This is a genomic window from Xenorhabdus sp. PR6a, assembly GCF_028599065.1.
Classification (GTDB): domain Bacteria; phylum Pseudomonadota; class Gammaproteobacteria; order Enterobacterales; family Enterobacteriaceae; genus Xenorhabdus; species Xenorhabdus doucetiae.
This window is the reverse complement of record NZ_JAQRFJ010000073.1, coordinates 1-13,867: the sequence shown is the minus strand read 5'-3', so window position 1 is coordinate 13,867 and position 13,867 is coordinate 1. Positions and strand designations below refer to the sequence as shown.

The 13,867-nt window shown below is 43.1% G+C and carries 13 protein-coding genes and 1 pseudogene; 3 read left to right on the top strand and 11 right to left on the bottom strand.

The window, feature by feature from the left end:
- Positions 1-406: 406 nt before the first annotated feature.
- The 4 genes from bioD to bioB are packed head-to-tail and all read right to left on the bottom strand — an operon-like array spanning position 407 to position 4,028.
- The gene (gene bioD, locus PSI15_RS15515) at positions 407-1,090 is read right to left on the bottom strand and encodes a dethiobiotin synthase (protein WP_273584308.1); all 684 of its coding nucleotides are present in this window, start codon (positions 1,088-1,090) and stop codon (positions 407-409) included.
- Complete coding sequence (gene bioC / locus PSI15_RS15510; RefSeq protein ID WP_273584307.1) at positions 1,080-1,853, bottom strand: malonyl-ACP O-methyltransferase BioC; 774 nt, start codon at positions 1,851-1,853, stop codon at positions 1,080-1,082. Before bioC ends, bioD begins: the two co-directional genes overlap by 11 nt.
- Positions 1,837-2,988 (bottom strand): 8-amino-7-oxononanoate synthase, encoded by a 1,152-nt coding sequence (gene bioF / locus PSI15_RS15505; RefSeq protein ID WP_273584310.1) that lies wholly within the window; start codon positions 2,986-2,988, stop codon positions 1,837-1,839. The genes bioC and bioF overlap by 17 nt, the downstream gene beginning before the upstream one ends.
- On the bottom strand, positions 2,988-4,028 hold the full coding sequence (gene bioB, locus PSI15_RS15500) for a biotin synthase BioB (RefSeq protein WP_273584306.1): 1,041 nt from the start codon (positions 4,026-4,028) through the stop codon (positions 2,988-2,990). Before bioB ends, bioF begins: the two co-directional genes overlap by 1 nt.
- A gap of 95 nt (positions 4,029-4,123) precedes the next feature.
- Here bioB and bioA point away from each other — a divergent pair, with 95 nt between their 5' ends.
- Positions 4,124-5,392, top strand: coding sequence for an adenosylmethionine--8-amino-7-oxononanoate transaminase (gene bioA / locus PSI15_RS15495; RefSeq protein WP_273584305.1), 1,269 nt, complete (start codon positions 4,124-4,126; stop codon positions 5,390-5,392).
- A gap of 214 nt (positions 5,393-5,606) precedes the next feature.
- Positions 5,607-6,188 (top strand): hypothetical protein, encoded by a 582-nt coding sequence (locus PSI15_RS15490; RefSeq protein ID WP_273584304.1) that lies wholly within the window; start codon positions 5,607-5,609, stop codon positions 6,186-6,188.
- A 415-nt stretch (positions 6,189-6,603) separates the two neighbouring features.
- Here the strand turns inward: PSI15_RS15490 and pgl are convergent, their stop codons facing one another.
- The 6 genes and pseudogenes from pgl to PSI15_RS15460 all read right to left on the bottom strand — a co-directional run.
- Complete coding sequence (pgl, locus tag PSI15_RS15485) at positions 6,604-7,590, bottom strand: 6-phosphogluconolactonase (protein WP_273584303.1); 987 nt, start codon at positions 7,588-7,590, stop codon at positions 6,604-6,606.
- Between the two features lie 106 nt (positions 7,591-7,696).
- A complete protein-coding gene (modC, locus tag PSI15_RS15480; RefSeq protein ID WP_273584302.1) occupies positions 7,697-8,761 on the bottom strand; it encodes a molybdenum ABC transporter ATP-binding protein ModC in 1,065 nt (354 codons plus the stop codon).
- Entirely contained in the window at positions 8,755-9,447 is a 693-nt protein-coding gene (gene modB / locus PSI15_RS15475; RefSeq protein WP_273584309.1) for a molybdate ABC transporter permease subunit, read from the bottom strand. Before modB ends, modC begins: the two co-directional genes overlap by 7 nt.
- Positions 9,448-9,464: 17 nt before the next feature.
- On the bottom strand, positions 9,465-10,235 hold the full coding sequence (gene modA, locus PSI15_RS15470; RefSeq protein ID WP_273584301.1) for a molybdate ABC transporter substrate-binding protein: 771 nt from the start codon (positions 10,233-10,235) through the stop codon (positions 9,465-9,467).
- Between the two features lie 201 nt (positions 10,236-10,436).
- Positions 10,437-10,577 (bottom strand): AcrZ family multidrug efflux pump-associated protein, encoded by a 141-nt coding sequence (locus PSI15_RS15465; RefSeq protein ID WP_071827244.1) that lies wholly within the window; start codon positions 10,575-10,577, stop codon positions 10,437-10,439.
- A 174-nt stretch (positions 10,578-10,751) separates the two neighbouring features.
- Positions 10,752-11,020: pseudogene (locus PSI15_RS15460) on the bottom strand (transposase); the annotation flags it as partial.
- A gap of 342 nt (positions 11,021-11,362) precedes the next feature.
- Here PSI15_RS15460 and PSI15_RS15455 point away from each other — a divergent pair.
- Positions 11,363-12,112, top strand: a complete 750-nt coding sequence (locus PSI15_RS15455) for a Thoeris anti-defense Tad2 family protein (RefSeq protein ID WP_273584300.1) — start codon at positions 11,363-11,365, stop codon at positions 12,110-12,112.
- 224 nt (positions 12,113-12,336) lie between these two features.
- Here PSI15_RS15455 and PSI15_RS15450 read toward each other — a convergent pair.
- Positions 12,337-13,867, bottom strand: a 1,531-nt coding sequence (locus tag PSI15_RS15450) for a hypothetical protein (protein ID WP_273584299.1), incomplete at its 5' end; no start/stop codon positions are given.

Below are 13,867 nucleotides of genomic sequence, written 5' to 3'. Positions count from 1 at the left end.
GCGTGAAATGATAAAGCGCTGAATAGCAAAGGGATGAAGAAAGGGATTGATTTTATTTAAAATGTTGATTTTGATTACAAAAAAATCCAAGTAGAGAATAACAGCAAATCTGGTGCAAGCCGCGTATTGCCTTGCACGAGGATACTTTTCTAAAACTAATACACAAGGTTATCCACAGGAATAGTGGATAACTCAGCAAAACCTATTAAGCATGGGCGGTTGCGGAGTTATCCCCACTGACCAATTTTTTCAATCGAAAAATATTTTTATGCTGTTTTGCAACTGATTCACATTATTTGTTGATCAAAAATGGCTCAATCGTTGTTGAAATAAAACATCTTTTACTTAAGAACATCGATTAGCGAACGATGACAGGTACCAATTTTAACTAACCCAAAGTAAACAATTAGTTAACCAATAAATCAAGCGTGATATATTTTCCCAGATTATTTTTATCCCTTGATTCACCCAGATGGGGGATCACGCCCAATAAAGGCGCGGGGATCATCCGCGCCAGTGTTGCCAAATATTCAGCCTGATGTTTGCCGGCAGGCTCAATTTCATTCGCAACCCAGCCTGCCAGTTTCAATCCAGAATCGAGAATCGCTTTGGCGGTTAATACGGCATGGTTAATACAACCTAATTTTACACCGACGGTCAAAATGACCGGTAAATTTGCCTGAATGACCCAATCAGCAAACGTGGTATTTTCCGAAAGGGGCGTATACCACCCCCCTGCGCCCTCAACCAATACCCAGTCAGATTTTTTTGCCAATCTGTCTAATCCTTTTGATAAAACAGAAAAATCGATGGGTTGATTCAGTTTTGCACTGATGATGTGAGGTGATGTCGGTTCCACAAATGCCAGAGGATTCACCTCCTGATAAGTTAATGGCACGGTACTGTTACGCTGTAAGGCCAAAGCATCGCCATTACGTATTCCTTCTGTCGTCACTCTACTGCCAGATGCCACGGGCTTATAACCCGCAGTCAAATACCCTTTTTGCTTAGCCGCTTGCAGCAAAGCACAACTCACCACTGTTTTACCGACTTCCGTGTCGGTTCCTGTCAGAAAATATTTATTTGTCACAATCAATGACTCCAAAAGCAATTTGATAGCTCAATGGGTAATCCCCGTTGTTACGTGGATAGGCTTCGGCAAGAGCTTTTAGACGTTTTCTCGTCATTAATCCCTGCTGGCGGCCGTGATGAAGGTGTGTCGCACCGATCCCTTTTAGAGAATGCAGCAAAGGCAACAGCTGTGGATAGCGCTGGTCATATTGCTGGTTAATGATCTTATGCCGATAGGGTTGGCAGGCTCGGGTAATTGCCCGCAATGGCAGAAATGGGTTAATATGCCGATAACCATCCACACGCTCCCACGCCGCGGCCAATTCATGCAATGAACCCTGTGCCAACGTGGAAAACACAATCAGGCCGCCGGGACGGGTAATCCGGTAAAACTCGCGCAATGCACAGGGCAAATCATTGCACCATTGTACCGCCAGATTGCTGAAACAGAGGTCTACGCTGTTATCCGTCAGTCCCAAATGCTCGATATCACCTTGCAGATAATAATCAGCAACTTGCTGTCCCTTTGCATGGTTCAGCATGCCGGCAGCCAGATCCAGTGCAATGACTTGTTTACCCTGCTGTTGCCAACGAGCACTGAAAAAACCGGTTCCACATCCCGCATCCAATACCCGCCTGCCGGTATCTTCCGCTTGTGCCAACGCCATCAGATACTCACCGGTTTGCTGTTGCAATTTAGCCACCGTGTCATATTGGGAAGCCGCACGGCCAAAAGCACCGGCAATCGCTTGTTTATCAACGGAGTTAACAGCGAAATCCATGCAACGCCTCCAGTAATACATCAATATCGTGCTGTGTATGGCTTGCGGTTAACGTAATGCGTAATCGCGCACTGTCAGGGGGAACCGTAGGAGGAAGGATCGCTTTGACCCACACTTTTTTTTGCTTAAGCATCTGAGATAGTGCGATACAACGCTCATTGTCACCCACGATTAATGGCTGGATAGCCGTTTCTGACTTCATCAATGAAAAAGGCAGGTGCCGTGCTTCGCGACGAAAGTAACGAATATTGCTGTGTAATCGCTGACGCAACGCATCTCCCGCCCTGATTTGCCGCACTGCGGCGGAAAGTGCCACAGCCTGAGCTGGTGGCATTGAGGTACTGTAAATCAGGTGTCTGGCATATTGAAGCAGGTATTCTGCGGTTTGCTCATCACATAAAACGGCACCACCACTCAATCCAAATGCCTTGCCAAAGGTGATGATCAAAATCTCTGGTTTAACATTTTGTACCCAGCAACTGCCGCGACCTTCCTCACCATAAATACCGATACCATGCGCATCGTCCACCATCAACCAACTTGCTGTCGATTTTGCTTGCTGCGCGATCGCTGCCAGCGGCGCACAATCACCATCCATGCTAAAAACCCCTTCCGTAACCACCAGCGTTTTAGCGACGCATACCTTGGCCAAATGTTGCTGTAAAGATCCCATGTCATTGTGCAGAAAACGCCGAAGTTGTGCGGGAGAGTGCATTGCGGCTTCAATCAACGAAGCATGGCTCAGGCGATCAGCAATAATGCGATCTTCGCTTGCCATCAAGGCGGCAATTACGCCTTGATTAGCGGCATAACCCGAAATAAAAAGCAGTGCGTGTGAGTATCCCAACCACCCAGCCAATTGTTGTTCCAGAGTATGATGCGCGGCAGTATACCCCGTCATATGCCCTGAACCGCCACTACCCACCCCATATTGTTGGGCACCTTGCTGCCAGGCCGCAATAATCTGGGGATGTTGACTCAAGCCAAGATAATCGTTGCCGGAAAAATTAAGGTATTGCCCCTCCGAAGTGGATAATAAACGCCCATCTGTACCATCATGAATTTGCCTGTTACGCCATAACGAGGTACCTCGACGTTCGTCCAAACGTCGGGAGAGAAAGTCTGACCAGCTCATCATACTGCCGCATTATAGAATTGTTCGTGATCAGCATGATGAATAATGGCTTCAGCCAGCTGCTGCCGCTGTTGATTGTCACCAAAAGCGGTTTTTGTCTGTTGAGGATTGATGCCTAAACGGCGAAAAAGTTGCAGATCTTTATCTTCACCTGGGTTGGGGGTTGTCAGCAATTTACAGCCGTAGAAAATGGAGTTGGCGCCTGCCATAAAGCACATGGCCTGAGTTTGTTCATTCATCTGTTCACGTCCTGCGGATAACCGGACATGAGATTTTGGCATCATGATCCGCGCGACAGCAATGGCACGAATAAAGTCAAAAGGATCGACATCATCATTGTCTTCCAGTGGCGTTCCCTTCACTTTTACCAGCATATTAATCGGCACACTTTCCGGCGGCTTCGGTAAATTCGCCAATTGCACCAATAATGCTGCCCGATCACGAATTTGCTCCCCTAAACCAACAATACCGCCTGAGCAAACTTTAATGCCTGCATCCCGGACATTATCCAGCGTGTCCAGTCTGTCCTGATAACTGCGGGTCGTGATGATATTGCCGTAAAATTCTGGCGAAGTGTCTAAGTTATGGTTGTAATAGTCCAGACCTGCCTCTGCCAAACGCTGTGCCTGAGATGGATTCAACATCCCCAGTGTCATACAGGTTTCCATCCCCAATGCTTTGACTTCTTTGACCATTTTTTCCAAATACGGCATATCTCGCTCATGCGGGTTTTTCCAGGCCGCTCCCATGCAGAAACGGGTTGAACCCGCCTCTTTCGCTTTGTGCGCTGATTCAATGACTTTTTCCACTTCCATCAACCGCTCTTTTTCCAGACCCGTTTTGTAGCGGGAACTTTGTGGACAATATTTGCAATCCTCTGGACAAGCCCCTGTTTTTATCGAAAGCAGTGTACTGACCTGTACTTGTTGTGGGTCAAAATGTTCACGGTGTACCTGTTGTGCCTGAAATAATAATTCAAAAAAAGGTTTATCAAACAGTGCCTGTGCCTGTTTGATGGTCCATTGTTGACACTCGCTCACAATAACATCTCCGATGTAAAAAATGTTGCCAGTTTAAATAATGCCGTTATCATGTCAACCAAAATGAAGCAAGAAAGGTTTACAACTAAGTTATTATGACCCCTTCAGATCTTGAATTTGATCAGCGCCATATTTGGCATCCCTATACCTCAATGACTAATCCGCTTCCCACTTATCCTGTTGTATCAGCCAGCGGTGTGGAACTGGTTTTATCAGATGGTCACAAATTGGTTGATGGCATGTCTTCATGGTGGGCCGCTATCCACGGTTATAATCATCCGATCCTCAATGAGGCGGCGAAATCTCAGATTGATAAGATGTCTCATGTTATGTTCGGCGGCATAACTCACCCTCCTGCGGTTGAACTGTGCAGGCAATTAGTGGCAATGACACCGGCTTCTTTGGAGTCTGTTTTTTTGGCGGATTCAGGATCTGTCGCCGTAGAAGTCGCCTTGAAAATGGCCTTGCAATATTGGCAAGCCAAGGGGGAGAAACGCCATCGTTTCCTGACCTTGCGTCAGGGTTATCATGGTGACACTTTTGGCGCCATGTCTGTCTGCGATCCGGACAATTCTATGCATAACCTGTACAAAGGTTATCTCCCCAATCATCTGTTTGCTGATGCTCCGCAATGCCAGTTTGATGATGAGTGGCAACCGAAAGATATTAATTCCTTGCAACGATTATTGCAGCAATGCCACGGTGACATCGCCGCCGTGGTTTTAGAACCGATTGTCCAGGGTGCTGGCGGGATGCGGATTTATCATCCTGAATATCTACGCCAGGTTCGTCAACTTTGTGATGAGCATCAGATCTTGTTGATTGCCGACGAAATTGCGACCGGATTTGGGCGAACCGGCAAGCTATTCGCCTGTGAACATGCCCAGACAGAGCCAGATATAGTGTGCTTAGGCAAAGCGTTGACGGGGGGGTATCTGACATTATCCGCAACACTGACTTCCCGTCATGTCGCTGAAACGATCAGCCAAGGTGAAGCTGGCTGTTTTATGCATGGTCCCACTTTTATGGGCAATCCTCTGGCTTGCGCTGTCGCCAATGCCAGTCTGAAATTGCTCTCTGACAGCCCGTGGCAACAGCGTGTTCAATCCATTGAAACGCAGCTTAAAGCGGAACTATCTCCCCTCAAATCACACCATTCAGTCAAAGACGTGCGGATTTTAGGCGCCATAGGGGTTGTTGAAATGAAACAACCCGTTGATGTCGCTTCACTGCAACGCTATTTTGTCCAGCGAGGGGTGTGGATCAGGCCATTCGGCCGGTTAATTTACCTGATGCCTCCTTATATTATTCAAGCAGAACAGCTGTCTAGGCTGACAAATGCCATTACTGATGCAGTGAATTAGAATATAATATCCAGTCACCTATTTAATTAGGTGACTGGATAAATGAATTTAATATTCTATTTCTGATAAAAAACACAGTCTATTAATTCATCCCAAAATAACAATCACTGACAAATATTAATTAGCCAAACCGAGGGAATGATATCACTTAAAAATAAATTATCTGATATATTCATGACGTAATCATACTTATTTAAACAAAGAGGAAAAAATCATGAATAAAGACAATTTGCTCACACCTTCTAATGAAGAAATACAAGATGTATTTGAACTCTCTAAGACCCGATATGAACAAGAGATTTCACATTACGCAATGCTGGTAAAAGAAAAACCTGAATTAGCCCATCTGTTTGCAGAAAATATCAAACCCGATACACTAACCAACCCGGCCTTACAACAAACAGAGTTTGTCAGTGGGCATTTTAACATTAATACCTATCATCAATATGGCAGCTTTCCCTTTATCCAGGTATCATCTTATCCTGCCATCATTGGACACCAGCCTAATATAGGGAAAAAGACCAATTTCAATGGCTATATTCAAGGCGGGTATAATACACCCATATTGAATTTTAATAATATCCATCTGGGCGGTGTCGTAAAACATGCTCGCTCTATTATCAATACGCCATTAAATTTCCAGCTTTATATTAACCCAAGAAATATCGTCTTACGTCTTTACAGTGGAAATGTTTATTTAGGCGATCTGTTTTCTGTCTATCAGAATCATCTATTAATCACATACCCAGTTGTTTTTTCTGGTATTGGAACGTTCAGCTTGATCCAAAATCAATAAGTGGTATTGGTTTGTTATCTTAAAATTAAATAACCATTCAAATTTGCAGATCACTTTCTTACTCCTCAAGGCACCGGGGAGTAAGGGATCTATAATTTGTTTTTTTATTCGGGTACTACCTTAAATTTATATTAGGTAATTATCTGATTTTATTTAAGAAGAGAGGTTAATCACAATTTTATGGGTGTAATTTTATCCATGCTGGAATAGATAAGTCTGACTGTTATATCCTTTGAATTGATGCTGTTATGAGCACGGATTGAAAATCATTTTACCGGAGACAAGCATGTCCGCCGATACGGCAATAGACGTCAACTTTGGCCATACTTCTCTCTTAAAAAGCCGGAAGCATATCACAGCAGCTAACTATTTAATATATGGCCTAATTTGCCGCGCCAAATAGCGCGGCTCAGATTTACAGTGCCAATATTGTCACCCACATCGGGCCTTTACCAACCGGTAAACGTGCCAGTTGAGTTAATTCTCCCGAATATTTGTCAATGCGGGATACTGAAATATGATCCGATTTCTGCCCTGCTGCAATCAGAAAATGACCGCGATGATCGATGGCAAAACCGCGTGGTTGGGTTTCTGTCGGATAATACCCGGCTAGTGTCAAATGATAACCATCTTCTGACACGTGGAAATGGCTGATTAGACTTTCAGAACGCTCACTGGCATAAAGGTGGCAGCCATCCGGTGTCATGTGGATATCCGCAGACCAACGAACACTGGAAAAATCGGTTGGCAGCGAATCAGTGGATTGCACAATACGATATTTTTCCCATTTGCGCAGAACATCAACGGTTGAATCCAATTCATTAATGCAGTAAATAGCCGGTTTTTTCGGATGGAATGCCATATGACGCGGGCCTGCACCTGCTGTGGTGGTTACTTCATCAGCCCGGTTTTCTGTCAGACAACCCTGTTCATCCAAATTGAAAATACGAATATGATCCTCTTTCAGGCATGGCACCAGCAATTGACGATTTTCTCGATCAATATTGGCAGAATGTGGCGCTTGCAGGCCTTCGACAACTTGACTTGGTGCTTTGACGATCCCATGTTCATCAATAGGATGGACACTTAAGTTATTGAAACTATAAGAAGCAGAAAATAAAAAACGCCCCGCCCTGTCAGTGGATATATGAGTCGGGCTACCCGCCAAGGGCGCAATGACCTGCTGTTCAAGGCGTCCATCTTGCCCAATGGCATAAGTGACAAGGCTAAATTGTGGACGAATTCCCACATATAAGTGTTTGCCATCAGGATTAACAACCATGGGCTGAACTTCACCCGGCACATTGACGGTCTGGAGAAGCGAAAGTTCTCCTGCCTCATTAAGCGACCATACGTGGATTTGTCGGCTATTTGGGCTGGCTGTATAAACCACCTGTTTCATATTTTCTCCTTAATGCTTCATTGCCATTTCATTGATCTATAAAGATGCTTGAAAAGATTTGTCTGGTGACTGCTCCCTGCCGTAAACGGCGAGGCTTTCTACCTGTTCATAAGAGACGATTTAACGAAAAGCTCTTTATCTGTGCATATAACCATTGCCCTGCCCGCAGATTAAGCTCTTCCCGCGCCCAAGGGGTAATTCTCGCCCATAAACTATGTTCACCCAGCGCCAATTTGACATCAACCTGACCATTATCTTCAAAAAATTCCATGACTTTGACTTGCAGAGTATTACGGATGCTGCTGGCTTTTGGCTGCGCCAATACTAAGGAAACGTCCGAAGCATCAATGCGGATATGCAGATCTGTTCCTGGCGCGGCATTCATTTGCGGCAACCAAAGGAGTTTATCCGCCACTGCGACGGCGGTCATGTGATAACGCTGATGATGTTGCATAACAGAGACTTTCAGGATACTGCCCAGACTCTCTTTTTGCAGCCACGGGCGCAGTACACTGCTCGACCAAACTTCTTCCAAGGTTCCTGTCGCCCTGATTTTTCCCTTGTCCATGACAATAACATTATCTGCCAGACGTAAAATTTCATCCAAACTGTGACTCACATACAGGATAGGGATTTTGACGTCTTCGGATAATTTTTCGAGATAAGGTAATAACTCACGCTTACGGGGTAAATCTAATGATGCCAATGGTTCATCCATAAGCAAAAGCTCAGGGGCAGTCAGCAATGCCCGACCGATCGCTACCCGTTGTTTTTCTCCCCCCGATAATGTGCAGGGAAAACGTGACAGTAAATGTTCAATTCCTAATAGATGAATGATGCTGTCAAACTGTGGTTTCATCTCTGGTGCCATACCGTATTGTAAATTTCCCTTCACGCGATAATGTGGGAAAAGGCGTGCATCCTGAAAAACATAACCAATACGGCGCTTTTCTGGTGGCAGAAAGAAGTTGCGTTCTGTATCCACTAACGTGGAACCATTTAAAACAATGCGGCCTTTTTGTGGACGACTCAGTCCCGCAATGACATTGATCAGTGAGGTTTTTCCTGCCCCCGAAAGCCCAAATATGGCTGTGATGCTTTCGGTTGGCAACGTGGTATCAAGTTGCATGTGCAGCTCACCCAGGCGCTGTTCAACATCCAGTTCTAACATGCTGCCCCCAAACGTTTTCGGCCCCAACGTGTCAGCCATTCGGAAAGCATCAATGAAATCAGTGCCAATGCAATCGCGATGACGCACAGGCGGGTGGCGGCGGTTTCAGCGCCTGGTGTTTCTATCAATGTATACATGGCAAGAGGAATGGTTCGGGTTTCCCCCGGAATATTCGACACAAAGGTAATGGTGGCGCCAAATTCTCCCAACGAGCGGGCAAACGCCAATACCGCCCCCACAATAATGCCGGGTAATGATAACGGCAAGGTCATCGTGAAAAAAACTTTAAACGAACCTGCTCCTAAAGTACGAGCGGCCTGTTCCAAACGCTGATCGATGCCCTCCAATGATAACCGGATAGCTCTGACCATCAGCGGAAAAGCCACCACAGCCGAAGCTAATGCCGCTCCTGTCCAGTTAAAGGTAAAACTGAGACCCAACCAGTCATAAAGGAATTCACCAATGACCCCGCGGCGCCCCATGCTAATCAGTAACAGATATCCCACGACCACCGGCGGTAATACCAGTGGCAGATGGATGATGCTGTCAAGCAGCGATTTTCCAAAAAATTGGCAACGAGCCAGCATCCATGCCATCAGTATCCCGAATGGCAAACTGAATAACACCGCCATGCCTGAAATTTTTAAGCTCAGCAAAATTGCCTGCCATTCATATTCACTTAACATCTCCAAAAGATCAGTTCCTACCGTGGAGTAAAACCATAGCGTTTAAAAATAGCCGCGGCTTCAGGGGTCTTAAGATAGTCATAAAAGTCGCGAACAGCCTGTTTTTCATGACCTTTAACGATTGCAACCGGATATTCCACCGGTTTATGGCTTTCCGATGGGAAAACACCCACTACTTTCACCTTATGGCTGGCAATGGCATCAGAGCCATACACAATGCCTAACGGAGCCTCTGCCCGCTCTACCAGTGCCATACCACTGCGCACATTGTGAGTCCGCGCCATCAGTGGATTAACCATTTCCCACGCAGCCAAATATTGCAGTGATTCTTTGGCGTAAAGACCCACCGGCACATGATCAGGATCACCCACCGCTAACCGCCCTCCGGCCAGCAAGAATTTCCATTGTGTTTCTCGGTTGAGAACCACTTTATCCAATCTACTCTCTTTAGGTGCAATGAGGACAAGCTGGTTACCCAACAAGGTATGGCGGGTATTCTCAGCCATTAATTGTTTATCAGCCGCGTAATTCATCCACTGCTGATCGGCAGAAATAAAAATATCCGCAGGGGCGCCCTGTTCTATCTGACGTGCCAGTGTCGAGGATGAAGCGTAGGAAGTCACAATATCGCCCTGCTTCTCTTGTTTATACTGTGCTGCAATATCATCCAGTGCATTAGTTAATGAAGCGGCCGCAAAAACCGTCACTTTATCTGCTGCCCAGACATTTCCAGCCAACGCAAAAGACACCACAGCCCCGGTCAGCAACTGATAAACGTTCTTTTTCATTTTATACTTGCCTAAGATAATCAATATGGTGCGTTGTATATAACAAGATACAACGTCAAATGAAAATGCCATCCTGAGATTAATCGGCAAGTTGTGAGCCAGTTTTAGTTTTTATTGCAAGAGTTACATCTGGCAGGAGTTATAGATGAAGAGAAAGTGGAATTGATTACCCGGATAACCGGGTAATGGAAATCACAAGGTTCAAGGCTGTTGGCGGGTATTTTCTGTTTTGGAGATCATATTGAACACTCCCCCCAACCCGTAAATCAACGCCAAAATAGCGGCCATTACCACGGGAACCATAATCAGCGCAAATCCCAAACTTTTAAGCAATTCAAACATGCTAACCTCATATCCTGAGTGACTAACAAATTAACTGCGTCATATCTGAATTTGACACAGACGGCAACCTCATCATTCTAGACAATAAAACAGTAACAGTAATCGACGAAACGTGCGACTTTTATTGTTCAATTCGAATTCCGTTTAAACCACCACTGGAACATCTTCTTTTGACTAGAAAATTTCCAGTGATGGTTTTTTCCATTTTAAGTAGTAGGTAATCACACCGCCTAAAACAGTCAACAGAAATCCTGTTATACATCTGTGGCGAGAATGATCTATTTGAGAAATTTCTTTTGATTGACCATTAATGGTTTCAATGATAAAACGCTTTAATAACATTATCCTATCCCATTCTGCTTTCGTGTTACTGCGTTTTTTCGTGATGCAAATGACGCCCGTTGGGCTAAATCGTCCGCCAGTTTCTGGCTAAGATAGCCTTCTAATTGTCAAGTTGTTATTTGTGCACTATTGACCTGCTGATTCGATTTTGGTTACGTAATAAAGTAAATATCCCTCCTGATATATCAGACCACTATGCTGGTGGTTATGATTTGCCATTTATTGGGCATGGGTGTTTTTCCCTCAGTAAGTTTTGAATTTACAATCCGGCTAATCATTCACTCGTTGAATAGTAAATTTTTATGTCATTAAACCTTATTTAAATGCGTATTAACTCTGCTTTGTGTTATTAGATTGAGATAAAAATCCGACCTAAGTAATATTAAATAGCTGTTTATTAGTAAGATGAAATGATCTTTTAACGAATAACAAGTGAGGGATTTATGTCTGAAATTAATAAACTGGATAATACTGCATGTCCGTTTAATCCGGAGCATTACAAGATTGAAGTTATCACCAAGGTCAATCATGATTTAGCCGCCCCAACCGGATCTCTCCCATGGGCACTAATTCAAGTGTACCTAGGGCATCAAGTTCGTCGCAATGGCTGGGATTCTCAAATTGAATACATAAAGCTTATTCCGGGATCAACGGGCAGCGATGGAAGTAATGTGTTACCTCAGATTGAGATGACTGATAAAGATGGAGCAACATCTTGGCAACCAACGCAAGAAGACTTGATTGCTTGTGACTGGAAATTAATGGATTGCATGCTGTCTTTTGATCTTAAGGTAGGGACTACCACATATGATTATGGTCAATCTCAAGCTTGGGGATATTTGAACGAAAGTTGGGATGCAAGTTTAAGTGAATCTCCTTTTGGCACTCTGACTAATATTCAAAGTACTATGGGTGTTGGAGGCATCATTTTGTTCTATTTAGAGGAACAACCCATTAATAATTATTGGGGTGTGGAATTGCAAGTTACCACCCAAAGCCAACTAAACTTACCGAATAAAAGTCTTGAAGTGACTGTGAATGGTTCAACTTATCATCTTGGTTCTAGCAATCTTAGCCCTGGCTCAAGTACTACAACTGATTTCACCTATACCGCTGACGGTGCAAAACAATTAGGCGAGATACTGAAGCAAAATGTAGATAAAACACTGCATTTTTGCTTCAACTGGCAATAAGCCCAATCTACACCCTAAATTCAAGGCTGCGCTATTTTGAAATGCCCCCATAAAGTTGGACACTTTTATTAAATCACTAAATAGTGAGAATTTGTAATCTTATCCCGCGCAACGCGCGGGATAAGATTTATTCCTATTATTTTGAATCGTGATTTAATGAATAGCTCTCATTTATTGATAATCAGATACCTTAAGAAGTTAGTCTTCCCCAGGAAGAGTATTATCTATACCGTATCTATATACGCTTGCCACTTTTTACTATATTGCCCAGTATTTTCAGTCCCTTTGAAATAATCGATATAAATGATAGTTGATCCACCATAATCACCAGCCCCACCAGTACCATTAAGTGCATCGCTAGAAACCTTGATATGTCCTTTTGACACTGTTTGACCTGCTGGTGCCGCAGGTAACTGAAGTGGAAACTTAACGTTTAATTTACCCCTGTTAGATGAATTAACCGTCAATTGAATAGTAACGGTATCTCCGGGATTGACTTTAATTTTATTATTAGAATCAGCCTCAACTTCCACGTAAAGGGCAGCCCCCCCATTAAACATATATTGACTAATTGTAGTGTAATTAATTATATCATTCATGGGTATAATATCATCTGGATTAAGTCCATGACTAGAATATATCACAGGATATAACAAAGTCCTTTCATTTAAAGTCGGTCCGCTTGAACCCCACTCATATTTAAAATTAATTTCATAAGAGTACAGTATATTCATGCTTTCTCTTGCGAGAATATAACCAAAGGTATTTTCTTTATCGGACATTGGCAATGTTGAATAGGGTAACTGATAAGCATAAGTACCTAAATTCGCTACATTTGAAACTTGAGTATAGGTGTCTAATACTTTACCATTAACAGTAAATAGAATATAATCTGAATCTTTGACCTGGGGATATTTCGGAATTTTTACATTAAAACTTGTTTCATTTTCTACGGGTATTAAAACATCACCATTGAGTTGTAATATATCAGGAGCGCCCGGATGTGAATTAAATTGGGCGCTTAATGCATCTAAAATAAACAGGGGATCTTTGGAGGCATGCTTAGTTAAAAATCCATCTATCGAGCTATGTAACTTTAATAAGAGCGACTTCGATTCTTGAGGAAATACGTAAAATTGCAGGTTACCTTTCGAATCTGTGGTTAAATTAATATACTGATATCCTGAAAACCCATCAACACTAACGGGTAAGTCATTACCTTTGATATCCATCAATTTGACTTTTGATAAACTAGTTTGATCATTTACCGATATATTAATACTTAAATTAGTGATTGCTTTATCTGAGGTATCTTTTACGGTTGTTGATATTAATACTCTATTAGGATTATTTAAATCGGGTACATTTGCACCTTTTGGTGTTTCGATATAAATTTTATCTGAAGTTAATATTAAAGAATTTATATCTATGTCTGAAATTTTATAGTTAAAATCTTGATCCTTATAACCCGTATTTGTTGTTTTTACAGTGAAACTTTCAGTTTTACCTATAAACGCCGTATCTGCACTAATGTTAACAAAAACAGTAGCTGTAGCAGATTTAAAATCAAGATCTATAGTAATTACTGGGCTTGTAGTGAATTCAATCCAATTACTCTTCGAAGTAATGGTTATAACATCTGTAGATGTAAAATCTTTTGTCCCGCCTGATAATGTAATATTTAATTTTAAATTCTGATCGCTGATAAGGGTTGCATTATTAGGGAACTGTGTTCCATCATCCGTTGATATTGTT

Bases quoted from the DNA above. Each gene is read 5' to 3' on its own strand.
- bioC (WP_273584307.1), bottom strand. From the start codon at position 1,853: ATGGATTTCGCTGTTAACTCCGTTGATAAACAAGCGATTGCCGGTGCT.
- bioF (WP_273584310.1), bottom strand. From the start codon at position 2,988: ATGAGCTGGTCAGACTTTCTCTCCCGACGTTTGGACGAACGTCGAGGT.
- bioA (WP_273584305.1), top strand. From the start codon at position 4,124: ATGACCCCTTCAGATCTTGAATTTGATCAGCGCCATATTTGGCATCCC.
- PSI15_RS15490 (WP_273584304.1), top strand. From the start codon at position 5,607: ATGAATAAAGACAATTTGCTCACACCTTCTAATGAAGAAATACAAGAT.
- pgl (WP_273584303.1), bottom strand. From the start codon at position 7,590: ATGAAACAGGTGGTTTATACAGCCAGCCCAAATAGCCGACAAATCCAC.
- modC (WP_273584302.1), bottom strand. From the start codon at position 8,761: ATGTTAGAACTGGATGTTGAACAGCGCCTGGGTGAGCTGCACATGCAA.
- modB (WP_273584309.1), bottom strand. From the start codon at position 9,447: ATGTTAAGTGAATATGAATGGCAGGCAATTTTGCTGAGCTTAAAAATT.
- modA (WP_273584301.1), bottom strand. From the start codon at position 10,235: ATGAAAAAGAACGTTTATCAGTTGCTGACCGGGGCTGTGGTGTCTTTT.
- PSI15_RS15465 (WP_071827244.1), bottom strand. From the start codon at position 10,577: ATGTTTGAATTGCTTAAAAGTTTGGGATTTGCGCTGATTATGGTTCCC.
- PSI15_RS15455 (WP_273584300.1), top strand. From the start codon at position 11,363: ATGTCTGAAATTAATAAACTGGATAATACTGCATGTCCGTTTAATCCG.